20 protein-coding genes are annotated in these 23,378 nt (G+C 72.0%); 13 read left to right on the top strand and 7 right to left on the bottom strand.

Features of this window, described 5'->3' with window-relative positions; translation table 11 throughout:
• Positions 1-5: 5 nt before the first annotated feature.
• The 4 genes from ACBJ32_RS14285 (at position 6) to ACBJ32_RS14270 (ending at position 3,072) form a co-directional block, all read left to right on the top strand.
• Entirely contained in the window at positions 6-950 is a 945-nt protein-coding gene (locus ACBJ32_RS14285) for a winged helix DNA-binding domain-containing protein (RefSeq protein ID WP_375127109.1), read from the top strand.
• Positions 951-1,099: 149 nt separating this feature from the next.
• Positions 1,100-1,957 (top strand): heparinase II/III family protein, encoded by an 858-nt coding sequence (locus ACBJ32_RS14280; RefSeq protein ID WP_375127108.1) that lies wholly within the window; start codon positions 1,100-1,102, stop codon positions 1,955-1,957.
• Between the two features lie 9 nt (positions 1,958-1,966).
• Complete coding sequence (locus tag ACBJ32_RS14275; RefSeq protein WP_375127107.1) at positions 1,967-2,719, top strand: IclR family transcriptional regulator; 753 nt, start codon at positions 1,967-1,969, stop codon at positions 2,717-2,719.
• A gap of 107 nt (positions 2,720-2,826) precedes the next feature.
• On the top strand, positions 2,827-3,072 hold the full coding sequence (locus ACBJ32_RS14270; RefSeq protein WP_375127106.1) for a hypothetical protein: 246 nt from the start codon (positions 2,827-2,829) through the stop codon (positions 3,070-3,072).
• A 15-nt stretch (positions 3,073-3,087) separates the two neighbouring features.
• On the opposite strand, the gene ACBJ32_RS14265 is transcribed toward ACBJ32_RS14270, so the two are convergent.
• Positions 3,088-4,206: a magnesium and cobalt transport protein CorA gene (locus ACBJ32_RS14265; protein ID WP_357869209.1), complete on the bottom strand. Its 1,119-nt coding sequence runs from the start codon at positions 4,204-4,206 to the stop codon at positions 3,088-3,090.
• 18 nt (positions 4,207-4,224) lie between these two features.
• Positions 4,225-4,698, bottom strand: a complete 474-nt coding sequence (locus tag ACBJ32_RS14260; protein WP_375127105.1) for a nuclear transport factor 2 family protein — start codon at positions 4,696-4,698, stop codon at positions 4,225-4,227.
• A 145-nt stretch (positions 4,699-4,843) separates the two neighbouring features.
• On the opposite strand from ACBJ32_RS14260, the gene ACBJ32_RS14255 reads away from it, so the two are divergent.
• Entirely contained in the window at positions 4,844-5,542 is a 699-nt protein-coding gene (locus ACBJ32_RS14255; protein ID WP_357869214.1) for a M50 family metallopeptidase, read from the top strand.
• 46 nt (positions 5,543-5,588) lie between these two features.
• Positions 5,589-7,133, top strand: coding sequence for a protein kinase (locus tag ACBJ32_RS14250; protein ID WP_375127104.1), 1,545 nt, complete (start codon positions 5,589-5,591; stop codon positions 7,131-7,133).
• Here ACBJ32_RS14250 and ACBJ32_RS14245 read toward each other — a convergent pair.
• Complete coding sequence (locus ACBJ32_RS14245; protein WP_375127103.1) at positions 7,122-9,341, bottom strand: thiamine pyrophosphate-dependent enzyme; 2,220 nt, start codon at positions 9,339-9,341, stop codon at positions 7,122-7,124. The two genes, ACBJ32_RS14250 and ACBJ32_RS14245, sit on opposite strands and share 12 nt — an antisense overlap.
• Positions 9,342-9,539: 198 nt before the next feature.
• On the opposite strand from ACBJ32_RS14245, the gene ACBJ32_RS14240 reads away from it, so the two are divergent.
• Positions 9,540-10,874, top strand: coding sequence for a hypothetical protein (locus tag ACBJ32_RS14240; protein ID WP_375127102.1), 1,335 nt, complete (start codon positions 9,540-9,542; stop codon positions 10,872-10,874).
• Positions 10,875-10,923: 49 nt separating this feature from the next.
• On the opposite strand, the gene ACBJ32_RS14235 is transcribed toward ACBJ32_RS14240, so the two are convergent.
• From ACBJ32_RS14235 to ACBJ32_RS14220, 4 genes are all read right to left on the bottom strand, one after another.
• On the bottom strand, positions 10,924-11,778 hold the full coding sequence (locus ACBJ32_RS14235) for an ABC transporter permease (protein ID WP_375127101.1): 855 nt from the start codon (positions 11,776-11,778) through the stop codon (positions 10,924-10,926).
• 2 nt (positions 11,779-11,780) lie between these two features.
• The gene (locus tag ACBJ32_RS14230) at positions 11,781-12,758 is read right to left on the bottom strand and encodes an ATP-binding cassette domain-containing protein (RefSeq protein ID WP_357869229.1); all 978 of its coding nucleotides are present in this window, start codon (positions 12,756-12,758) and stop codon (positions 11,781-11,783) included.
• Complete coding sequence (locus ACBJ32_RS14225; protein WP_375127100.1) at positions 12,759-13,337, bottom strand: PadR family transcriptional regulator; 579 nt, start codon at positions 13,335-13,337, stop codon at positions 12,759-12,761. It abuts the gene before it with no gap.
• Positions 13,338-13,419: 82 nt separating this feature from the next.
• On the bottom strand, positions 13,420-14,013 hold the full coding sequence (locus ACBJ32_RS14220; protein WP_375127099.1) for a TetR/AcrR family transcriptional regulator: 594 nt from the start codon (positions 14,011-14,013) through the stop codon (positions 13,420-13,422).
• A 48-nt stretch (positions 14,014-14,061) separates the two neighbouring features.
• Here ACBJ32_RS14220 and ACBJ32_RS14215 point away from each other — a divergent pair, with 48 nt between their 5' ends.
• From ACBJ32_RS14215 to ACBJ32_RS14190, 6 genes are all read left to right on the top strand, one after another.
• Positions 14,062-15,633 (top strand): carboxyl transferase domain-containing protein, encoded by a 1,572-nt coding sequence (locus ACBJ32_RS14215; RefSeq protein WP_375127098.1) that lies wholly within the window; start codon positions 14,062-14,064, stop codon positions 15,631-15,633.
• 3 nt (positions 15,634-15,636) lie between these two features.
• Entirely contained in the window at positions 15,637-17,688 is a 2,052-nt protein-coding gene (locus ACBJ32_RS14210; RefSeq protein WP_375127097.1) for an acetyl/propionyl/methylcrotonyl-CoA carboxylase subunit alpha, read from the top strand.
• Entirely contained in the window at positions 17,688-18,593 is a 906-nt protein-coding gene (locus ACBJ32_RS14205) for a hydroxymethylglutaryl-CoA lyase (RefSeq protein WP_357869243.1), read from the top strand. The genes ACBJ32_RS14210 and ACBJ32_RS14205 overlap by 1 nt, the downstream gene beginning before the upstream one ends.
• Positions 18,594-18,596: 3 nt before the next feature.
• Positions 18,597-19,733, top strand: coding sequence for an acyl-CoA dehydrogenase family protein (locus ACBJ32_RS14200; RefSeq protein WP_375127096.1), 1,137 nt, complete (start codon positions 18,597-18,599; stop codon positions 19,731-19,733).
• Positions 19,734-19,779: 46 nt separating this feature from the next.
• The gene (locus ACBJ32_RS14195) at positions 19,780-20,214 is read left to right on the top strand and encodes a GNAT family N-acetyltransferase (protein WP_357869248.1); all 435 of its coding nucleotides are present in this window, start codon (positions 19,780-19,782) and stop codon (positions 20,212-20,214) included.
• Between the two features lie 150 nt (positions 20,215-20,364).
• Complete coding sequence (locus ACBJ32_RS14190; protein WP_375127095.1) at positions 20,365-23,364, top strand: helix-turn-helix transcriptional regulator; 3,000 nt, start codon at positions 20,365-20,367, stop codon at positions 23,362-23,364.
• The last annotated feature ends 14 nt before the right edge of the window (positions 23,365-23,378 follow it).

The following is a 23,378-nucleotide window of genomic DNA, read 5'->3' as shown; positions in this document are numbered from 1 at the left end:
GCCCCATGAGAAGCGCCGAGGCCCAGCTCCTGCACCGCCCGCCAGGCCTGACGGCAGGCGAGATCGTCAGGCGCCTGGCGGCCATGCAGGCCCAGGACGTCCCCTCTGCCCTGCTGGCCTTCCGCGCCCGCTCCGCCACCCTCACCCCGGCGGACGTCGAGGCGGCCTGGCAGTCCCGCGAACTGGTCAGGACATGGGGTCCGCGCGGCACCCTGCACTTCGTGCACGCCGACGACCTGCCCTGGATCCACGCCCTGACCAGCCGCTCCACCGGAACCCTGCGCCGCCTCGCCGAGGAGGGCGTCACCGGCGACGACCTCCTGGCGCTCATCACCGGCGCCCTCGCGGGCCAGGGCCCCCTCACCAAGGCCGACCTGGAGGAACGCCTGAAGGGCAGGGCCCGCGGCCAGGGCGTCGTGCACCTGGTGGCGCTGGCCGCCCACCACGGCCTGGCCGTCCTGGGCCCGCAGCGCGCGGGGAAGCCCACGTACGTGCACGCCGCCGACTGGCTCGGCGCCCCCGTCGTCCCCGAGCCCGACCGCGAACGCGCGCTGAAGGAGCTGGCCACCCGCTACCGCCGCGCCCACCTCCCTGCCACCCCCGACGACCTGGCCGCCTGGTCGGGCCTGCCCCTCGGCGAGGCCCGCACGGCCTGGCGCCTGAGCCCGGCACCCCCGCCGCCGCTCGAGGCCGCCCCGCTGGTACGCCTCGCCCCCGCCTTCGACGAGTACCTGCTGGGCTGGCGCGGCAGGGACCCGATCCTGGCCCCCGAACACGCCAGGAAGGTGTTCCCCGGCGGCGGCGTCCTGCGCCCGGTCGTGCTGGTGGACGGCGTGATCAGGGGCGTGTGGGGGAGGAGGGGCGCCGAGGTGAGCGTGCAGCCGTTCGGCGAGCTGCCCGCCCTGGACGACGAGCTCGCCGACGTCCGCCGCTTCCTCGGGCGGCCGTGAAAGCGATCCGGTGTATCGGGTGATTACAGAGGAGTACTGATACATCGGAAGGTTGCTCATGACGGGGGAGACCATCGCGGCCACGGTGCCCTGGACGGCCCGCGCGCCAGGGCGTCCTGCACGAGCAGGCCCCGCGCTACGGCCTGTACGTGCACCGCCGCCTCGGGGTCGCCCTGCGCGCGATCCGCGAGAGCGGGGCGGAGGTGCCCGAGCGGCTGCTGGCCAGGCGGCGGGCGCTGGAGTCGTACGTGGCCCACGCCACCCAGCCGGACGGCCACCTCGTCCCCATCGGCGACAGCCCGGCCGACGCCCGCGCGGACGGGTTCCCGCACGAGGGGCCGGTGGTGCGGGTCTTCGACGGGGGCTACGTGTTCGGCAGGAGCGCCTGGGACGATCCCTCGGCCGCGTACTACTCGATCAGGTTCGGCCCGGGCAGGCGGCTGCACGGCCACGAGGACCACCTGGGCGTGACCTACTCCGCCCAGGGCCGCCGCATCCTCGTCGAGGCAGGCTTCCACTCCTACGAACGGACCGGCTACGTCGACTGGACCCGCTCCCCCGAAGCCCACAACGTGCCCGTCCCGGCCTCCGGGACCTTCCGCCCCGGCACGCCCACCCGCCTGCTCCATTCGTCCATCGGCCCGTCGAGCCAGTCGTACGAGCTGGCCGACGAGGCCTACGGGGTGACGCGGACGCGGCGCGTGCTGGTCGGCCACGGCCCGGACGTGATGGTCGTGCACGACAGCGTCCCCACGGGCGCCCTGCGCAGCCTGTGGCACTTCGACCCGGCGCTGAGCGTGCTGTCGCGGCGTGACGGGACGGTGGTGCTGGGGGACGGCGACGGCTTCACGGTCTCGCTGCTCCACCTGCCGGGGGAGGGCCAGGCGGTGCGGCCGGCGCTGCTGTCGACCGGCTACCTGCGGACCGCCGAGGGCGTCACCGTCGTCTCCCCGGAAGCGCCGGGCGTGCTGACCGTGATCACGGTGAATTCTGCTACGGGGGACTAGCATTCCGCTGTGAAGAACAAGCCCCTGTACGCGCTGGGCTCGGTGGACAACGCGCTGCTCGTGCTGCACATGCTGCGCGACCGGGGCAGGCTCACGGTCACCGACGTGGCCGGCGAGCTGGGCATCGCCCGCTCGACCGCGCACCGGCTGCTGGCGATGCTGGTCTACCGCGACTTCGCCGTACAGGACGAGCAGCACACGTACCTGCCGGGGCCGTTCCTCGCCGCCACCCCGGCCGTCCCGGGCGGCTCCGCCCTGCGCGAGCTGCGCGCCCGCACCAGACCCGCGATGGAGGCGCTCTGCGCCCGCCTCCAGGAGACGGTGAACCTCATGGTCAGGGTGGGCACGGAGGTCCGCTTCCTGGACAGCGTGGAGTCGCCGCAGCTCCTGCACGTGGGCGACCGGCGCGGCACCATCCTGCCCGCCCATCTCGCCTCCGGCGGCAAGGCCCTGCTCGCGGTGCTGCCCCCTGAGCACCTGTGGGAGCTCTACGCGGACCACCCCGCCAGGGAGCGCGCGGTCCTGACCCACGAGCTGGCCGAGGTCCGCGCCCGCGGTCACGCCCTCAACATCGAGGGCACCGAGCAGGGCGTCTCGGCCATCGGCGCGGCCCTGCGCAACGGCCGCGGCACCGCCGTGGGCGCCTTGTCGATCTCGGTGCCCTCGGCCAGGTTCGGCCCCGATCAGGTCGCGACGTACGCGGAGGAGCTGCGCCGCGCCATCGCGGAGGCCGAGCAGTCGCTGACCGACTTCCCTGACTGATCCACCGGATCAACGTAGGGTCCAAGGAGAGGCGCTCGTCGCCCGGGGCCCGCGGGACCCGGGCGGAGGCGCCTGCCATCGAGAAGCGGACCGTGAGGAGAAGGGCAGTGGCGACGTGGGTGGCAGGCAGTTACGCGGCATTGGTGATCGTCCTCGGGATGGTGGCCGGGTTCACTTCGCAGCGCGGCTTACCGGACCGCTACACGATGATCCAGGCCGCGCTCACCCTCCCCTTGAGCTATGTCGTCTCCCGGACGACGCTGAACGGCCTCGCCTGGATCCTGGCCATCGACGTGGTGGGCCTGATCCAGGCCGCCATGCTCTGGCTGCTCCTGGCCGGCCTCAGCCCGTGATCACCGGGCCCGCCGTCAGAGCCAGTTGCGGCGCTTGAAGACCGTGTAGAGCGCCACACAGACGGCGCCCATCAGCACGATGGCGAACGGATACCCGAACGCCCAGTGCGTTTCCGGCATGAAGTCGAAGTTCATCCCGTACACGGTGCCGACCAGGGTGGGGGCGAAGAGGATGGCCGCCCAGGCGGAGATCTTCTTGACCTCCTCGCCCTGCTGGATGCTGGCCTCGGTCATCCGCGCCATCTCCGCGTTCTGGGCCTGGGTGACCAGGGTCGAGTTGACGACCAGGATGTTCTGCAACATCTGGCGGAAGGAGGAGATGCGCTCGGTGACGGTGATCGCGTGGTCGGCCGCGTCGCGCAGGTAGCTCTGCAGCTCGTCGGTCACCCCGTACTTGCGGGCCCCCGCGATGAACCCGTGGATCATCCCGACCAGCGGCGCCGTGGCCCGCTGGAACTCGATCACCTCGCCCGACAGCTCGTACACGCGCCGCGACACCGACGGGTCGCCGCCGAACACCTGGACCTCGATCTCCTCGATGTCCTTCTGCAGCCCGGCCACCACCGGCGCGTACCCGTCGACCACGGCGTCGAGGATGGCGTACAGGACGGCCTGCGGGCCCTGCCGCAGCAGCTCGGGGTCGGACTCCATGCGCTTGCGGACGGCCTGCAGGTCGGGGGCCTCGGCGTGGCGTACGGTGATCACGAAGTTGGGGCCGACGAAGACGTGCACCTCGCCGAACGCCACCTCCTCCACGTCGTCCAGGTAGCGGGCGGCGCGCAGCACGACGAACAGCGTGTCGCCGTACCGGTCGGCCTTGGGGCGCTGGGAGCCGACGATGGCGTCCTCCAGCGCCAGCTCGTGCAGCTCGAACTCCTCGCCGAGCTTGACCAGCTCCCACTCCTTCGGACGGTACAGCCCGATCCAGGCCATGGCGTCCGGCATCTGCTTGAGACGCTCGAAGGCGTCGGCGAGCGAGCCGGGGTTGTCGACCCGCTCGCCGTTCCGGTAGATCGCGTTGTCGATGACCGTGGGCCGGTAGGGGCGCTCCTCGGCGGCACGCGGGTCCATCGAGTGCTCGGGAGCCTCCTCGCGGGCGTCCCCGCTGCGCCTGAACCCCTTCACCCTGGCCATCGCCCCTCCCGATAACGACTACGACGGACGCAGCTCGGCGAGCTGCTGTGCCGCGCGGTCCCTGATGGTCTTGCGCCACAACGGTGTCCATCCGAACAAAAGCCCATGTGGCCTGCCAAGTGCCATTTTCGACCATCGCCGGAAATCGAAGTCGTCGTGATGGCGAACAATGAGGTCGTCCTCGAACCTGAAGAACGAGTCGATCTCGTTGACCACCTCGCGGCCCGTCCGGTGGAAGGTGTAGCGGGAGGTCCAGTGAGCGGTCGCGGTGAAGTCGTCGGCCCTCACGTCGCGGTACGCCGACTTCAACCCGTCACGCACGCCGAGCTGGAGCCGCCACATCCGCATCACCCTGTCGCGCCCCTCGACCTCCTGGAAGATGGGATCGCCGAAACTGACCTCGGGGTGGTAACAGCGCTCCATGGCCGCGTAGTCCGCCCGGCCGAGAGCGTCGTAGAAGGCGCTGATGAGCGCCACGTGCCGATCGTTCACCCCTCTATCAGATCACGGCCGCCCCGTTGCCCCGGCACGTGGCGGCCCCATCGCGCGAACGGAGCCCCCGCGAGCGGCCCGGGTTCCACGAGGAAGACCCTTTACCGCCGCCGGGCCGTGAGTTGACCGGCTAGGGTTCTCCTCGATGGACAAGTTCTGGGCCCACCTGATCAAGGTTCAGCCTGACCCCGACCCCTGGGTCGTGGTGGTCTCGGCTCTCCTCGCGCTGGTCATCGTCGGTTTCCGCATGCCCTGGCAGGTGTCCAGGGGGCTGATCACGATCGCCCACGAAGGCGGCCACGCGCTGATGGCGCTGCTCACCCGGCGCAAGCTGGAAGGCATCCGCCTGCACTCCGACACCTCCGGCGTGACGCTGACCAGGGGCAGGCCCACCGGGCCCGGCATGGTGCTGACCGCGCTCGCGGGCTACCTGGCGCCCCCGCTGCTCGGGCTCGGCGCCGCCTGGCTGACCGAGCAGGGCCGCGTCACGCTGCTGGTCTGGGGCGTGCTGCTGCTCCTGGTCTGCATGCTGCTGCTGATCCGCAACCTGTACGGGGCGCTGATCCTCCTGGTGACGGGCGGCGCGGTGTTCGCCCTGATCATGTACGCGCCGGCGGACATCCAGCAGGTCGTGGCCCTGGTCGCGGTGTGGTTCCTGCTGTTCGGCGGGATCAGGCCGATCATCGAGCTGCAGCACAAGCGGCGCCGCCGGCAGGCCAGGGACTCCGACGCCGACCAGCTCGCCAGGCTGACGTTCCTGCCCGGCGGGTTCTACGTGTTCTTCTTCCTGCTCGTGTCGGTGACGTCCGTGCTGTTCGGCGCGTACCTCATGAACCCCCTCTAGTCCCGATATTTCGCACTAAACTCCTCAGCAACAGGGGGAGAGTGGAGTGCTGCCAGTCGAGGACGCACCCGGGTACCGGGTACTCGATCAGGCGGGCCAGGGCGGATTCGCCGTCGTGTACCGCGCCTACCAGGAGCGCCTCGATCGGGTCGTGGCGCTGAAGGTGCTGTCCGTGGACCGGGTGGACCAGCGCACGATGCGCAGGTTCCAGCGCGAGCTGCAGCTCACCGGCCGCCTCACCGGCCACCCGAACGTCGTGACCGTCTTCGACACCGGCGTGACGCGCTCCGGCAAGCCGTACATCGCGATGGACTTCTTCGAGAACGGCTCGCTGCGCGACAAGATCCGCAAGGAGGGGCCGCTCCCGCTGCCCGACGTGCTGCGGGCGGGCGTCAAGCTGGCCGGCGCGCTGGCCGCCGTCCACGAGGCCGGGGTCCTGCACGGCGACATCAAGCCGCAGAACATCCTCATCTCCCGGTACGGCGAACTCGCGATCGCCGACTTCGGCGTGGCCAGGGTCGTGGACTCCTCGGAGATCTCGGTCACCTCGCAGGCGTTCACCCCGCTGCACGCCGCCCCCGAGGTGCTCACCGGCCGGCCCCACTCGGCCTCCACCGACATCTACTCGCTCGGCTCGACCCTCTACCACCTGCTGGCCGGCCAGCCCGCCTTCCACAACCCGTCCGACCCGTCGATCGCGCCGCTGATGTACCGGGTGCTCAGCCTCGACCCGCCGCCGATCAACCGGCCGGACGTGCCCGCGGCGGTGTTCGAGACGATCCTGCGGGCGATGTCCAAGCAGCCGGAGACGCGGTACGGGTCCGCGCGCGAGCTCGCCCGGCACCTCCAGGCGCTGCAGGCGGAACTCGGCCTCCCGGTCACGGACCTGGTCGGCCAGGACCCCGCCCCGGCCCCACGCCAGGACCCCGGCCCGGCGCCGCAGCCTCCCACCGGCGCGCACCCGGGCGCGCACCCGGGCGCGCAGGGCATCGGCTACCCGGGCCCGCACTCGCCCGCCCAGCACGCTCCCGGCCACCCGGCCCCGGGACACCAGCCCACCGGCGAGCTCGCCCCGCCCGCTCCCACGATGCCCCCGGCCGGCGGCGCCTCCCGCACCGGCAGGATGATCCTGATCGGCGGCGCGGCGGCGGCCGTGGTCGTGGCCGGCACCGCCCTGGCCGTCCACCTCTCGACGCAGCCGCCTGCCACGACCACCACGACCACCACGACGGACCGGCCCAGGACCGGCACTGAAGAGCAGGAGCCCATCGGCAAGAAACAGGTGGCCGCCCTGGCCCCCCGCCAGGTCAAGGTGACCGCCGACCAGGGCGAGCTGGTGGAGCTGCGCTGGTCGTTGCCGGCGGGCGCCCGCGACTACCCGGTGGTCGTCCAGCGCTCCCCGGTCGAGAAGGGCGGGCAGGCCATCACGCCCCTGTCGCAGGGCGCCACCTCGACCCGCCTCGCCGGCCTCGACCCGGACAGCGGCTACTGCTTCCTGGTGGGCGTCCCGCTGCGGATCTCGGAGACCTCCACGGTCGCCTGGTCGAAGCCGGCCTGCATCAGGGGCGCCGTGGCGCGGTCAACCCAGTAGCTTGCGGGCCGCCTGCTCGATCTCCTCCTCCGACAGCAGCACGTGATCGGCCGCCTTCCCCAGAGGGATGAAGCTGTCGGACGAGGTCACCCGCCCGACCGCCCCGGTGAACCCGGCGTCGAGCAGCTCGGCCACGATCCCTTCTGAGACGCCGCCGCTGTGCCGGGTCTCGTCGGCGATCAGCACGTTCCCGGTCAGCTCGGCCGCCCGCAGCAGGTCGTCGATCGGCAGCGGCGCCAGCCAGCGCAGGTCGAGCACCCGGCACCCGTACCCCTCCTGGGTCAGCCGCACCGCCGCCCGCAGGCTCATCCGCACCCCGTTGCCGAACGTCACGATCGTCAGGTCGCGCCCGTCGCCGTAGGAGCGCGCCCGCCCGATCGGCACGTGCGTCTCCGCCCAGCGCGCGGGCGGCGCGTACGGCGCCAGCCACCCGCCGTCGCCCTCGTCGAACAGGTCACGCGTGTGGTAGAGCGCGATCGGCTCCAGGAACACGCAGACGGACCCCGAGGTGCGCGCCGCCGCCAGGCACGTGCGCAGCATGGCCGAGGCGTCGTCGGGCCGGGCGGGCGAGGCGATGACCAGCCCGGGGATGTCACGCAGCGCGCCCACCGCGTTGTCGTTGTGGAAGTGCCCGCCGAACCCCTTCTGGTAGGCGTACGAGGCCACCCGCACCACCATCGGGTTGGTGTACGCGCCACGCGAGAAGAACGACAGCGTGGCCGCCTCCCCGCGGATCTGGTCGAGCGCGTTGTGCAGGTAGGCGAGATACTGGATCTCGGGCACCGGCAGCAGCTTCGACACACCCGACCCGAGCGCCAGCCCCAGGATGGCCTGCTCGTCGAGCAGCGTGTCGAACACCCGTCCCGCCCCGAACCGCTTCTGCAGCCCGCGCGTCACGCCGTACACGCCGCCCTTCTTGGCGACGTCCTCGCCGAACACCGTCATCTCCGGATAGACGGCCAGCGCGTCGGCGAGCGTGCGGTTGACGGCCTGGGAGAGCGTCATCGGCTTGTCGTTCTCCGGCAACGATCCGGCGAACGCCTTCTCCCTGACCGCCGCCGTGGCCGCCATCGGGCTGATCCTGGCGATCAGGTCCGGCTTGCGCGGCGCGATCGGCTCCATGATCTCCTCGGCCGAGCTCAGCCGCGGGCTGCGCGCCGTCTCCTCGGCGATCCTCAGGACGTGCTCGCGCGCCATCTCGTACGCCTTGAGCAGCTCGTCCGGCGTGATCAGGCCCGCCTCCACCATCAGGGCGGCGGTGCGCAGCAGCGGATCGCGGTCCAGGTCCGCCCTGATCTCCCGCTGCGTGCGGTACGCCGACTCGACGTCGGAACCGGCGTGCCCCATGAGCCGCACGGTCGACAGGTGCAGGAAGACCGGCGATCGCCGCTCGCGCACGTGCCGGACGGCCTCGACGGCGGCGTCGTACGCGGCGGGCAGGTCGCAGCCGTCGGCGGCGATGTACTCGATGCCGGGCCGCCGGGCGGCCGCCTCCACCCAGCCCTTGGGGGTGCGCACGCTGATGCCGATGCCGTTGTCCTCGCACACGAACAGCAGCGGCAGCGCCTGACCCTGGTAGGTGGCGTAGGAGGCGGTGTTGAGACCGGACAGGGCGCTGGCGTGGTTGATGGAGGCGTCGCCGAAGCTGCACACCGCGATGGCGTCCTGCGGCCAGGCGAAGGGCACGCCCAGCGCGCGGGCGCGCTCGATGGCGAACGCCACGCCGACCGCCCTGGGCAGGTGGCTGGCGATCGTGGAGGTCTGGGGGATGACGGCCAGGTCGGGATGGCCGAACACCTTGTGCCGGCCGCCCGCGATGGGCTCGTCCGCGGCGGCGGTCAGGCCCTTCAGCACGTCGCGGATGCCCTGCTCGGGGACCCGCCCGGCCTGCTCGGACCTGGTCAGGTAGAAGGCGCCGGAGCGGTAGTGCAGCAGCGCAGGGTCGGTGGGCCGCAGGGCGGCGGCGACGGCCGCGTTGCCCTCGTGGCCGGCCGAGCCGATCGTGTAGTGACCCTCGTCGCGCTCGCGCAGCCACCGGGCCGCGATGTCGAGCAGCCGGCTGTCGAGCTGGCGCCTGAACAGCGACCTGCACTGCTCCCCGGTCAGGGACGTGCCCTCGCGGACCGGCAGCCCCGGATCTCGGGCCGGGCCCGCCTCGAGCGTCGAAACCGTCTCGATGAAGTGAGTCTCAACTGTGTCGCGCGCCACAGCATCGATTATGTCCCTGATCGGCCCTGACGTCTGCCGGACGCCGGCGACAGGTTGTGGACCGCTCCTTTTGACCCTGACTGATAACTGTTTGTCAGAAATCACAACTTCACCGGCGGCATGCACGTCTACTGGTAGAGCACACGTGGCACCCTCAATGCCGCGTTGGACCAATGGGGTCTCCAGAAAGGAACCCGCATGTTACAACGCATCCGTGTCGCCGCCCTAGCCTTCGTACTGGGCGTCTCAGGGACGATGGCCCTGGCCACGCCCGCGGCGTCGGCGGCCCCCACCCCCACCATCACCAAGGTCGAGCTCAGCCCGGCCGCGCCCGTCGTGGTCTTCGACAGCGATGTCAGCGTCACGTTCACGTTCACCACGACGAACGCGACCACGGCCGGCCTCAAGCTCAACGGTGACACCGTCAACGTCACGTCCACGGCCGTCACGGGCGGGCTGAAGTGGACGGGCACCAAGTCCTTCGGCGCCGGAGCCGCAGGCAAGTGGAACTACGCCGCCACCGCCTCCGGCGAGGGCGGCTCCGTCACCCAGTCCGGCTCGTTCGACGTCGTCAAGGCGCTCACCACCAAGATCGGCGACCTCGACGCCAGCCCGGACCTCGTCGACAAGGGCGACACCATCCGGGTCACCGGCCGCCTCCTCGCCGACGGCGACGGCTACGCCGGCCAGAGCGTGTCCATCACCTTCCGCGAGCGCGGCTCGGACACCTACCGCGAGGCCGCCAAGGTGACGACCGGCCGCGGCGGCTGGTTCGGCGCCCGCGTCCAGGCCAACGCCACCGGCTGGTGGCGCGCCGAGTTCGCGGCCACCGGCACCGCCAGGGCCTCCGTCAGCGACGCCGACAGGGTGGACGTCAGGCGCGCCAGCCTCGGCAGCCGCATCGCCGGCTTCGACGCCGGCCCCGAGCCGGTGGACAAGGGCGACAGGCTGTCCTTCTCCGGCGCCCTGCGCGTCGAGGGCCGCGGCGGCCTGCCCGGCCAGCGCGTGTCGATCTTCTTCAAGGCCGACGGCTCCAGCCGCTGGGAGTACGTCACCAGCGACGTGACCGGCCGCCACGGCCGCTTCGGCGCCTCCGCCGAAGCCGTCACCTCAGGCTGGTGGCGTGCCGAGTACCGCGGCACGCGCGGCGTCAACGGCTCGGTCAGCAGGCCCGACTGGGTGAAGGTGAACCAGCCCGCCCCGCCGCCGGCGGAGAAGGCGGACACCCGGGTGATCAAGTTCAACGCCTACCCGGAGCCGGTCAAGCGCGGCAAGTACCTGAGGTTCAGGGGCCTGCTGCAGATCGACGACGAAGGCTCGTGGGAGGGCTACTCGGCCAAGGTGGCGCTGTTCTTCAAGCCGCTGGGCTCGAAGAAGTGGCAGTTCGTGAGGACGACCTCGTCCGGTGACAGCGGGCGGCTCTACACGAAGGCCAAGGCCTGGAAGTCGGGACACTGGAAGTTCGTGTTCGGCGGCGACGGGGACACCTACGGCGATCACAGCCGTACGGACTACGTCCGCGTGAAGCGCTGACCACCTGAACACCGCGACGAGGCCCGGGGCACCTGCCCCGGGCCTCGTCCTACTCGGCCCTGCGGAACTGCAGGACCGCCACCCCCAGCAACACCACCCCCAGCCCCGCCACGATCCCCAGCTCGAGCCCCACCGGCACCTGGAAGCCGAACCACCGCACCCCGGGATTGAGCATCGCCTCGGCCGCCGCCGGCACGTCCAGGTACGCGAACACGGCCTGCCGCATCGGGTCCACCGCGTACGTCATCGGGTTCACCACGGTCAGCACGTGCAGCCACGAGGGCAGGTTGGCCAGCGGGAACATGGCCCCCGACAGGAACATCATCGGCATGATCGCCATCTGCATCAGCCCGAAGAAGGTCTGTATGTTCTTCATCCGGGCGGCCAGCGTCACCCCGAAGGCCGTGATGGTGAACGCCGCCAGGAACATCTCCAGCAGCAGCGTGACGATCAGGCCGGGCGCGTACGGCACGCCCACCAGTCCCGCCATCGCCAGGATGACGATGCCCTGCCCGACGGCCACGACGGCCCCGCCCAGGCACTTGCCGATCACGATCGCCCCCCGCGACACGGGCGCGACCAGCATCTCCCGCAGGAAGCCGAACTCGCGGTCCCACACGATGGACCCGGCCGAGAACATGGCCGTCATGATCACGGTCATGGAGATCATGCCGGGGTACATGAAGGTGCGGTAGTCGACCCCGGGGATCGACCCCTGTACCAGCGACCCCAGCCCCGTCCCCATGACGAACAGCCACAGCACGGGCTGCACGAGCATCGACAACATCCGGGTGCGGTCGTTGACGAAGCGCAGCATCTCGCGGTGCAGCACGATCTTGACGGCCCGGAGGTCGTGCCCGGCGCCGCGGGCCGGCACCCGGACGCCGATGGCCTCTGACGCCATGACTATCGCCTCGCCATCGCTCTCATCCACGCCATGGTGTCGTCGCCCGCCTCGGCGTCGCGGATCGTGGAGCCGGTGTAGGACATGAACACGTCGTCGAGCGACGGCCGCGACACGCTCACCGACTTGATCGGGATGCCGAGCTCGGCGAACAGCCGCGGCACGAACTGCTCGCCGGACGCCACCGCGAACGTCACCGCGCCCTCGTGCACGGCCGCCTCCAGTCCGAACCGCTCCCGCAGCGCCTCGATCGCCGCGGGATCGTCGGGGGTCTGGATCTGTACGCGGTCCTTGCCGACGCCGGCCTTGAGCGCCTCGGGGGAGTCGATGACCACGACCCGGCCGTGGTCGATGATCGCGATCCGGTCGCAGTACTCGGCCTCGTCCATGTAGTGCGTGGTCATGAAGATGGTGATGTCCTCCATGAGCCGCAACTGGTTGATGTAGCCCCAGATGGCCGAGCGGGTCTGCGGGTCGAGTCCGACGGTGGGCTCGTCGAGGAACAGCACGCGGGGCGAGTGCAGCAGCCCGCGCGCGATCTCCAGCCGCCGTTTCATGCCGCCCGAGAACGTCATGACCTTGGCGTCCTTGCGGTCCCACAGCGCGACCATCTCCATCACCTTGCGGATCCGGTCGTGCACCGCGCCCTTCGGCACGCCGTACAGCTCGGCGTGGAAGCGCAGGTTCTGCTGGGCGCTGAGGTAGCCGTCGAGGGTGGGGTCCTGGAAGACCAGGCCGATGTTCCTGCGTACCTGGTCGCGCTCCTTGACCACGTCGTGACCGGCGACCGTGGCGCTGCCGCCCGTGGGGTTCACCAGGGTGCAGAGCATGCTGATGGTGGTGGTCTTGCCGGCGCCGTTCGGGCCGAGGAACCCGAACACCTCACCGGGACGCACCTCGAAGTCGACGCCCTTGACGGCCTCGACCTTCCCGTACGCCTTCCGTAATCCGCGTACGGACACCGCCGCGTCCGCGGGCATCTAGTCCTCCGCGAGGATCTGGAAGACGGACCTGCGCGTCTGCTTGATCAGCTTTCTGGCCTCGGCGAGCTGCCGCTCGCTGCCCGTCCGCACCAGGTGGCTGAAGGTCTCGTCGAGCTGGGCCCACAGCAGGCGCAGCTCGTGGTGGTCGTCGGGGACCGTGCGGGCGACCTCCTCCCAGGGAGCCTCGTCGGCGTGCCTGGCGGCCTGCGCGCGGCCCTGCTCGGTCAGCCGGTATCTCCGGCTCCCGCCCGACTCGTCCCCGGTCACCAGCCCTTCGTCCTCGAGCTGCTGCAACGCCGGGTAGACCGATCCCGGGCTGGGCCGCCACACCCCGCGGCTGCGCTCCTCGATGCCCTGGATCATCTGGTAGCCGTTCCGCGGCCCCTCGTGGAGCAGGGCCAGCAGGGCCGCTCTGACGTCGCCGCGGCGGATCCGGGGCGGGGGCTGCTGCCAGTGGACGACGTGGTGCGGCGGCGGGGGCGCGCCGGGCGGGAAGGGCATCGCCACCGGCCCCGGTGGAGGGTAGGGGGGCGGCGGGGGCGGGGGAGCGTCCCAGAACTCGTGATGGTCGCGCATGATCGCCTCCAACTATCGAGATATGCTGACGATATATCTCGATAGTTGAGCCGACAAGGCGATGGCGTTAAGTTAACGAGCCTTAACGAACGCACGCGGCGATGGCCGCGCGGGCCATCGCGTGCAACATCGGGCGCATGTCCTGCGCGGGCAGCTCGCCCGCGCTGTGCGGGGTCGAGTTGAGCAGGCCGAACACCGCGTGCGTGGCCGCCCGCAGCCGCGCCGCGGGGCACTCCGGATGCAGCTCGGCCAGCACCGTCACCCACTCCTCGACGTAGAGCCGCTGCAGCCGCCTGATCTGCCGGCGCGCCGGCTCGGGCACGTTGCCCAGCTCCCTGTCGTGCACGGTGATCAGCGCCGGATGGTCCGTCGCGAAGGTGATCTGCACGTCGAGCAGCGCGTCCAGCGTCTCGTCCGGGCCGGCGGAGCCGGTCACGACCGTGACGGCCGACTCGCGCAGCCGCGAGCTGACGTCGAGCAGCATCTCCGACAGCAGGGCGTCCTTGCCGTCGAAGTGCCGGTAGAGCGCCGGCCCCGAGACGCCGACCGCGGCGCCGATGTCCTCGATCGACACGCCGTGGAAACCGCGGGCCGCGAACAGCCGGGCGGCCGCCTCCAGGATCTCCGCGCGCCTGTTGCGCCGGCTGCGGGTAGGGGTGTCAGAGGCGGTGGTCACGTCTCACATGCTAGACGATGACGTTAATGATGACTAACATCTGGAGCCATGAGGAGCGAATGGCCGGTGCTGAAGACGGCTGTGGAGCCCGGGAGCAAGGCGTACAAGCACAACGCCGAGCTCAACGAGCGGCTCGCCGCCGAGCTGCTCGAACGCCTCGCGACCGCCGCGCTCGGCGGCCCCGAGCGGTCGCGGCGGCGGCACGTGGAGCGCGGCAAGCTGCTGCCGCGCGAGCGCGTCGACGGCCTGCTCGACCCCGGCTCCCGCTTCCTGGAGCTGTCGCCGCTGGCCGCGAACGGCCTCTACGACGACCAGGCCCCGGCCGCGGGCATCATCACCGGCGTCGGCCGCGTCTCCGGCCGCGAATGCGTGATCGTGGCCAACGACGCCACCGTCAAGGGCGGCACGTACTACCCGATCACGGTCAAGAAGCACCTGCGCGCGCAGGAGGTGGCGCTGCACAACCGCCTGCCCTGCGTCTACCTCGTGGACTCCGGTGGAGCGTTCCTGCCCCGGCAGGACGAGGTGTTCCCCGACCGCGAGCACTTCGGCCGCATCTTCTACAACCAGGCCACGATGTCCGCGCGCGGCATCCCGCAGATCGCCGCCGTGCTCGGCTCCTGCACGGCCGGCGGCGCGTACGTGCCCGCCATGAGCGACGAGGCGGTCATCGTCCGCGGCCAGGGCACGATCTTCCTGGGCGGCCCGCCGCTGGTGAAGGCGGCCACCGGCGAGGAGGTCACGGCCGAGGAGCTGGGCGGCGGCGACCTGCACGCGCGCGTCAGCGGCGTCACCGACCACCTGGCCGAGGACGACGCGCACGCGCTGGCCATCGTCCGCGACATCGTCTCCACGCTGGCCCCGCGCGCCGAGCGGCCCTGGCGGACGATAGCGCCGGAGCCGCCCGCCCACGACCCCCGCGACCTGTACGGGCTGGTGCCCGCCGACACCCGCCAGCCGTACGACGTGCGCGAGGTGATCGCCAGGATCGTCGACGGCTCGCGCTTCCTGGAGTTCAAGGCCGAGTACGGATCGACGCTCGTCACCGGCTTCGCCCACGTCCACGGGCACCCGGTGGGCATCCTGGCCAACAACGGCATCCTGTTCAGCGAGTCGGCGATGAAGGGCGCGCACTTCATCGAGCTGTGCGACCAGCGCCGCATCCCCCTGCTGTTCCTGCAGAACATCAGCGGCTTCATGGTCGGCAAGGCTTACGAGGCGGGCGGCATCGCCAAGCACGGCGCCAAGATGGTGACGGCGGTGGCGTGCGCCCGGGTGCCCAAGTTCACGGTGGTGATCGGCGGGTCGTTCGGGGCCGGCAACTACGCGATGGCGGGGCGGGCGTACTCGCCCAGGTTCCTGTGGATGTGGCCGAACGCCCGCATCTCGGTCATGGGCGGCGAGCAGGCCGCGAACGTCCTCACCACGGTCGGCGACGCCGACCCCGACGCGATCAGGGCCCAGTACGAGCACCAGGGCAACCCCTACTACTCCACGGCCAGGCTCTGGGACGACGGCGTGATCGACCCGCTCGACACCCGCACGGTCCTGGGCCTGGCGCTGTCCGCGGCGGCCAACGCGCCGCTCGAGCCCGCCGGTTACGGCGTCTTCCGGATGTGACGCATGCTGTTCGACCGTGTTCTGATCGCCAACAGGGGCGAGATCGCCGTACGGATCGCGCGCACGCTGCGCGGGCTCGGCATCGCGTCCGTGGCCGTGCACACGCCGTCCGACGCGGGGGCCAGGCACGTCCGCGAGGCCGACCTCGCCCTCGAGGTGCCGAGATATCTGGACATCGAGGCCATCGCCGGCGCGGCGCTGGCCTCCGGGGCGCAGGCGGTGCATCCCGGCTACGGGTTCCTCGCCGAGAACGCCGCGTTCGCGCGGCGCTGCGCCGAGGCCGGGGTGGTGTTCGTCGGGCCGCCGGCCGCCGCCATCGACGCGATGGGCGACAAGATCCGCGCCAAGGCCACCGTGTCCGCCGCCGGGGTGCCCGTGGTGCCCGGCGCCACCGAGCCTGGGCTGGAGGAGTGGCGCGACTTCCCCGCCCTGATCAAGCCGTCCGCGGGCGGCGGGGGCAAGGGCATGGTGCTGGTCCGGTCGGCCGCCGAGCTGCCCGACGCCCTGGAGTCGGCGCGGCGTACGGCGCTGGCCGCGTTCGGTGACGGCACGCTGCTGATCGAGCGGTACGTCGAGAACCCCCGCCACATCGAGATCCAGATCCTCGCCGACACCCACGGCAACGTCGTCCACCTGGGCGAGCGCGAGTGCAGCCTCCAGCGCAGGCACCAGAAGATCATCGAGGAGGCCCCGTCGCCCTTCGTCTCCCCCGAGACGCGGGCCCGCATGGGCGCGGCGGCGGTGGAGGCCGCCCGCTCGGTCGGGTACGTGGGCGCCGGCACGGTCGAGTTCATCGTGGACGGCACCACCGGCGCCTACCACTTCATGGAGATGAACACCCGGCTGCAGGTCGAGCATCCGGTCACCGAGCTGGTGACCGGCCTGGACCTGGTGGAGCTGCAACTGCGGGTGGCGGCGGGGGAGCGGCTGCCGTTCGGGCAGGAGGACGTGCGGCTCGACGGCCACGCGGTGGAGGCCCGCGTGTACGCCGAGGATCCGGCGCGCGGCTTCCTGCCGACGGGCGGCCGGATCCTGACGCTGCGGGAACCCGGCGACGCGGGCCCCGGGCCGGTCTCCGGCGGCGGGGTGCCGAGCGGCGCGGTCTCCGGCGGCGCGGTGCCGAGCGGCCCGGTTTCTGGCGGCGGGATGCCGAGCGGGCCGGGCTCCGGTGGGAGGGCGGTCGTCCGGGTGGATTCCGGGCTGGTCGAGGGCGGCGTCGTCGGCAGCGAGTTCGACCCCATGCTGTCGAAGGTCGTCGCCTGGGCGCCGGACCGGGCCGCGGCGCTCAGGGCGCTGGACCGGGCGCTGGCCGGGACGGCGGTCCTCGGCGTGGTGACCAACATCCCGTTCCTGCGGGCCCTGGCCGCGCATCCGGCCGTCGTGGCGGGCGAGCTGGACACCGGCCTGGTCGAGCGCGTCCTGCCCGAACTGGTGCCGGACGCGGCGCCGCCCGAGGAGGTCCAGGCCGCGGCGGCGCTGGTCTTCCACGCCATGCCGCAGGGCGACGACCCGTGGGAGGTCACCGACGGGTGGCGGATCGGGGAGCAGGCCTGGACGACGTGGCGGCTGGAGTCCAGGGACGGCGTGCACGCGATCCAGGTCCGCGGGCTGCCCGAGGAGTCCGCCGAAGTCCTGATGAACGGCGAAGCGGTGCGGGCGCGCATCCGGCCGGGCAGCGACCTGGCCGTCACGATCGGCGGGCGCACCACGCGTTACCTCTGCGTACGCGACGGCGACACCCTCTGGCTCGGCAGGGACGGCGCGTCCTGGCCGCTCACCCGGCACCTGATCGGCGACCCCGGCGACCGCGCGGGCGCCGCCTCGGCGGCCGACGGCGTGGTCAGGAGCCCCATGCCCGGCACCGTGCTGGTGGTCAAGGCGCAGCAGGGCGACCGGGTGAACGAGGGCCAGCCGCTGCTCATCGTGGAGGCCATGAAGATGGAGCACACGGTCACGGCCCCGCGCGACGGCGTCGTCTCCGAGCTGTCCGTACGGGCCGGCCAGCCGGTCGACATGGACGCCGTCCTGGCCGTGGTCACCAGCGAGGAGGCGTGATGCCGTACCCCATGGAAGGTCTTCCGCACCAGGTCACGATCTACGAGGTCGGCCCGCGCGACGGCCTGCAGAACGAGTCCGCCGTCATCCCCGTCGAGGTGAAGGCCGAGCTCATCGACCGGCTCGCGGACGCGGGGCACAAGGTGATCGAGGCGACCAGCTTCGTGCACCCGAAGTGGGTGCCGCAGCTCGCCGACGCCGAGCAGCTCCTGACCAGGCTGCACAGGAAGCCGGGCGTGCGCTACCCCGTGCTCGTGCCGAACCTGCGCGGCCTCGACCGCGCCCTCGACCTGGGCGTGGACGAGATCGCCATCTTCGCCAGCGCCACCGAGACGTTCGCCGCCAAGAACCTGAACCGCAGCCTGGAGAGCCAGTTCGAGATGTTCGAGCCGGTCGTGGCCAGGGCGCTGGACAACGGGATCAAGGTGCGCGGCTACGTGTCGATGTGCTTCGGCGACCCCTGGGAGGGGCCCACGCCGATCGCGCAGGTCGTCACGGTCGGCGAGCGGCTGCTCGGGCTGGGCTGCTACGAGCTGTCGCTGGGCGACACGATCGGCGTCGGCACCCCGGGTCACGTCACGGCCCTGATCGAGGCCTTCCGCACGCCGGAGCGGCTGGCCGTGCACTTCCACGACACCTACGGACAGGCGCTGTCCAACACCCTGGCAGCGCTGAGATCGGGCGTCACCACCATCGACGCCTCCACGGGCGGCATCGGCGGCTGCCCGTACGCCGAGTCCGCCACCGGCAACCTGGCCACCGAGGACCTGGTCTGGATGCTGCGCGGCCTCGGTATCGAGACCGGCCTCGACCTGGGCAAGCTCGTGTCCACCAGCACCTGGCTGGCGGAGCTGCTCGGCAGGCCCAGCCCGTCCCGCGTCGTACAGGCGCTTTCGAAAGGCTGAGACATGCTCAACGACGAGTACGAAGAGCTGCGCAAGACGGTAGAGGCGTTCGCCCGTGAGGTGGTCGCGCCGGTGATCGGCGACTTCTACGAGCGGGAGGAGTTCCCGTACGACGTCGTGCGGCAGATGGGCGTGATGGGGCTGTTCGGCCTGCCGTTCCCCGAGGAGTACGGCGGGATGGGCGGCGACTACTTCGCCCTCTGCCTGGCCCTGGAGGAGCTGGCCAGGGTCGACTCCAGCGTGGCCATCACCCTGGAGGCGGCGGTGTCGCTGGGCGCGATGCCGATCTTCCGGTACGGCACCGAGGAACAGCGCAGGCAGTGGCTGCCCAGGCTGACCTCGGGGGAGCGGCTGGGCGCGTTCGGGCTCACCGAGCCGGGCGGCGGCTCCGACGTGCCGGGCGGGATGCGGACCACGGCCGTGCTCGACGGCCACGAGTGGGTGATCAACGGGACGAAGGCGTTCATCACGAACTCCGGCACCGACATCACCGGCGTCGTCGGCGTGGCCGCGCTCACCGGCGAGCGGGAGATCTCCACGATCCTGGTGCCGAGCGGCACGCCCGGGTTCGCGGTGTCGAAGAAGTACTCCAAGGTCGGCTGGAACGCCTCCGACACCCGGGAGCTGTCGTTCACCGACTGCCGCGTCCCCGCCGGCAACCTGCTGGGCGAGCGCGGGCGCGGCTACGCCCAGTTCCTCCAGACCCTCGACGAGGGCCGCATCGCGATCGCGGCGCTCGGCGTGGGGCTGGCGCAGGGCTGCGTGGACGAGTGCCTGAAGTACGTCAGGGACCGAAGGGCGTTCGGCCATCCGATCGGCCACTACCAGGCCATCCAGTTCAAGATCGCCGACATGGAGGCCCGCACGCACACCGCCCGCCTGGCCTACTACCACGCGGCCGAGAAGATGGTGGCCGGGGCGCCGTTCAAGAAGGAGGCGGCGATCGCCAAGCTGGTCTCCTCGAACGCGGCGATGGACAACTCGCGGGAGGCGACGCAGATCTTCGGCGGGTACGGGTTCATGAACGAGTTCCCCGTCGGGCGCTTCTACCGCGACGCCAAGATCCTGGAGATCGGCGAGGGCACCAGCGAGGTGCAGCGGATGCTCATCGCGCGGCAACTCGGGCTGGGCGACCTGTGAACAGGTGTTTGCTAAATGCGCTCGCGACGATCTAGGGTCGTTGGTCATGACGGCTGACGATCTTCTCATCAGGAGGGCGGAGAAGTCGGACGCGGACGAGGTGTTCGCGCTGGCCCGCGAGTTCGGCCTGACGTTCAGGCCGGAGCGCGACGCCTTCGACGCCGCGCTGCCCGCGTTGCTCGCCAACGACGACGCCCTGCTGCTCACTGCCGTCGTGGGCGGACGGGTGCACGGTTACCTGCTCGGGTTCGTGCATCTGACGCTGTTCGCGAACGGGCCGGTCGCCTGGGTCGAGGAGGCCATGGTCCAGTCGGGGTCGCGGCGGCAGGGGATCGGGCGGGCGCTGCTGGAGGAGTTCGAGCGGTGGGCCCGGTCGCGCGAGGCCGGGTACGTGGCGATGGCGACGCGGCGGGCGCCGGAGTTCTACCATGCGCTGGGGTACGAGGCGTCGGCCACGTTCTTCCGCAAGGTCCTGCGCTGAGCCCTTCCACGAGGTTCTGCCTCGGCCCTTTCGCGAGCCCCTGCGCTGAGCACTCCCGCGCACGAGTCCTCCGCTGAGCGCGTACAGCGGGGGCTGGCGGATGTTTCTGTCTCAGGCGGATGGCATCCTTGGGGCGTGAGTATCCATGCCGTGAGCCCTCTGTTCGTCGGGCGTGCCCGCGAGCTCGCCGCTCTCGGTGACGGCCTGGCCCGATCGCGGGCCGGGGCGTCGTCCACCGTGCTGGTGGGCGGTGAGGCCGGGGTCGGCAAGACGCGGCTGGTCAAGGAGTTCGTCGACCACCGGGCAGGCGACGCCCTGGTGCTCGTCGGCGGCTGCCTGGAGCTGGGCACGGAGGGCCTGCCGTTCGCGCCGTTCACCGCCGTGCTGCGCGGGCTGGTGCGCGAGCTGGGCCGCGACGCGGTGGCCGCGCTCGTGCCCGGCGGCAACGCGCGGGCCCTGGGGCGGCTGCTGCCCGAGTTCGGGGAGCCGGGCAAGGACGGGCCCGAGGCCAGGGCGCGGCTGTTCGAGCAGGTGCTCGGGCTGCTGGAGCGGCTGGCCGAGGAGCGGCCCGTGGTGCTGATCGTGGAGGACGCCCACTGGGCCGACCGCTCCACCCGCGACCTGCTGACGTTCCTCGTGCGCTACCAGCGCACGGCGGCCCGCCTGCTCATCGTGGTGACGTACCGCACCGACGAGCTGCACCGCAACCACCCGCTGCGGCCGCTGCTCGCCGAGCTGGGCCGGGTCGAGTGGGTGACCAGGGCCGAGCTGCGCAGGCTCACCCGCAGGGAGGCCGTCGCGCTGGCGGCCGGGATCCTGGAGCGGGAGCCGTCCCCCGCCGACATGGACCTCATCTACGCGCGCAGCGAGGGCAACCCGCTGTTCGTCGAGGCGCTGCTCAACGAGTGCGGCGGCGGCGAGGCGCTGCCCGAGTCGCTGCGCGACCTGCTGCTGGCCAGCGTCGAGCGGCTGCCGGAGGAGACGCAGGAGCTGCTGCGCGTGGCCAGCGCCGGCGGCCAGCGCATCGAGCACGCCCTGCTCAGCGCCGTCGCCGGGCTCGACGAGGGCGCGCTGTCGCGCGCCCTGCGGCCCGCGGTGGCGGGCAACGTGCTGGTGGTCGACGGCGAGGGTTACAGCTTCCGCCACGCGCTCATCCGCGAGGCGCTCCACGACGACCTGCTGCCCGGCGAGCACGTCCGCCTGCACACCCGCTACGCCGAGGCGCTGGAGCGCGACCTGTCGATCCTGCCCGCCCCGCGCGGCGCGATCGAGCTGGCCCACCACTGGCACTCCGCCCACGACTCCACCTGGGCGCTGACCAGCGCCTGGCACGCCGCCGCCGCGGCCCGCAAGTCCACCGCCTACGACGAGCAGCTCCGCATGCTGTCCCGCGTGCTGGAGCTGTGGGACCAGGTGCCCGACGCGGCCGAGCGCATCGGCGCCGACCGCATCGACGTGCTCAGGCAGACGGCCACGGTCGCGCACCTGTCCGGCGAGTACGAGCGCAGCATCGCCATGGCCAGCGCCGCGCTCGACGAGCTCGACCACTGCGTCGACCCGATCAGGGCGGCCATGCTGCTGCGCCAGCGCGGCCTGACCCGCTACGACCTGAGCCGCCCCGGCCACCTCGAGGACCTGCGCGCGGCCGCCGCTCTCGTGCCCGCCGACCAGCTCAAGCTCCGCGGCCAGGTGCTGGAGAGCCTGTCGCGCATGCTCCACCGCCCGGAGGACCGGCAGGAGCGGCAGGCCACGGCCCGGCACGCCATGGAGATCGGCCACGAGGTCGGCGACGCCAACGTCGAGGCGCACGCGATGATCAGCCTCACCTGGGGCCACTCCTGCTACTCCGACATGGACTCCCAGCTCGCCGCGTTCGCCGAGGCGCGCCGCATCGCCTCCCGCGACGAGGCGTACAACGCGCTGATGCGGTGCGCGATCTCCGAGTCCGACGCCCTGGAGGGCGCCGGCATGCACGAACGGGCCGCGCAGGTCGCCCGCGAGGGGGTCGAGGAGTCCCGCCAGTACGGCCTGGCCCGCACGTCGGGCACGTTCCTGTCGATCAACCTGGCCGAGCCGCTGGTGTCGCTCGGCCGCTGGGACGAGGCCCTCCAGGTGGTCGAGCACGCGCTCGAACTGGCGCCGCCCGCCCCCTACCGGGCCAGCCTGCAGGGCCTTGCCACCGACATCGCGCTGGCGCGCGGGCAGTTCGACAGGGCGGAGAAGCTGCTGGAGGCGTCGCGGAGCGTGCTGTCACGGGGCAGCTACCGGGACCAGACGACGCTGCCCCACCTGTGCAGGGAGATCCGGCTGCTGCAGGCGCGGGGGCAGCTCGACCAGGCCGTGGAGACGGCGGCGCGCGCCCTGGACGAGCGCGACCTGGTGAGCAACCCGCGTTACTCCTGGCCGGTGCTGGTGGCCGTGGCGCAGCTCGTCTGGGCCGTGGTGCCGTCGTCGCGGCTCCTGGACGCCACGGCGGGCCTCGCCGGGACCGGTCCGAGGGAGCCCGCGGAGCTCACGGAGCCGAGGGCGGCGGAGCTCGGGGCGGTCGCGCGGCTCGCGTTGTCGCTGCTGCCGCGGCTGCGGGCGCTCGGCGGGGAGCTGCTGGCCGAGGGCGATCTGCAGCAGGCGCACCGGCTCACGTTCGGCGCGCTGACCGGGCCCGAGGCGCCGCTGGAGCACGCCGCAGAGGCGGTCGCCTGGCGGCTCAAGGCGTGGGACCTGGCGGTGGGGGCGTGGGAGGCGCTGCGGGAGCCGTACGCCGAGGCGCTCTGCCTGATGTCCGCGGCGCGGGCGGCGCTCGCGTCCGGCGACCGGCAGGGGGCGGCGGCCCGGATCACCCGCTCCCGCGACCTGGCCCGCGAGCTCGGCGCCACGCCGCTGCTGGAGCAGCTCGACGCCTTCGCGCGGCGGGCCAGGATCGGCGGCGGCCCGGAGGAGACCGCCGGCGGGCAGCCGCTCGGGCTCACGGCTCGCGAGCTGGAGGTGCTGCGGGAGGTGACGAGCGGCCGGAGCAACCGCGAGATCGCCGAGGAGCTGGTCATCTCGGTCAAGACGGTGAGCGTGCACGTGTCCAACATCCTGGCCAAGCTGGGAGCGGCCACGCGCGGCGAGGCGGCGGCCACGGCCCACCGCATGCGCCTGTTCGACTGACGCCCGCTGCGACG

It is taken from the genome of Nonomuraea sp. GTA35 (assembly GCF_041950525.1).
GTDB lineage: Bacteria > Actinomycetota > Actinomycetes > Streptosporangiales > Streptosporangiaceae > Nonomuraea.
This window is presented reverse-complemented; position numbering and strand designations above follow the sequence as displayed.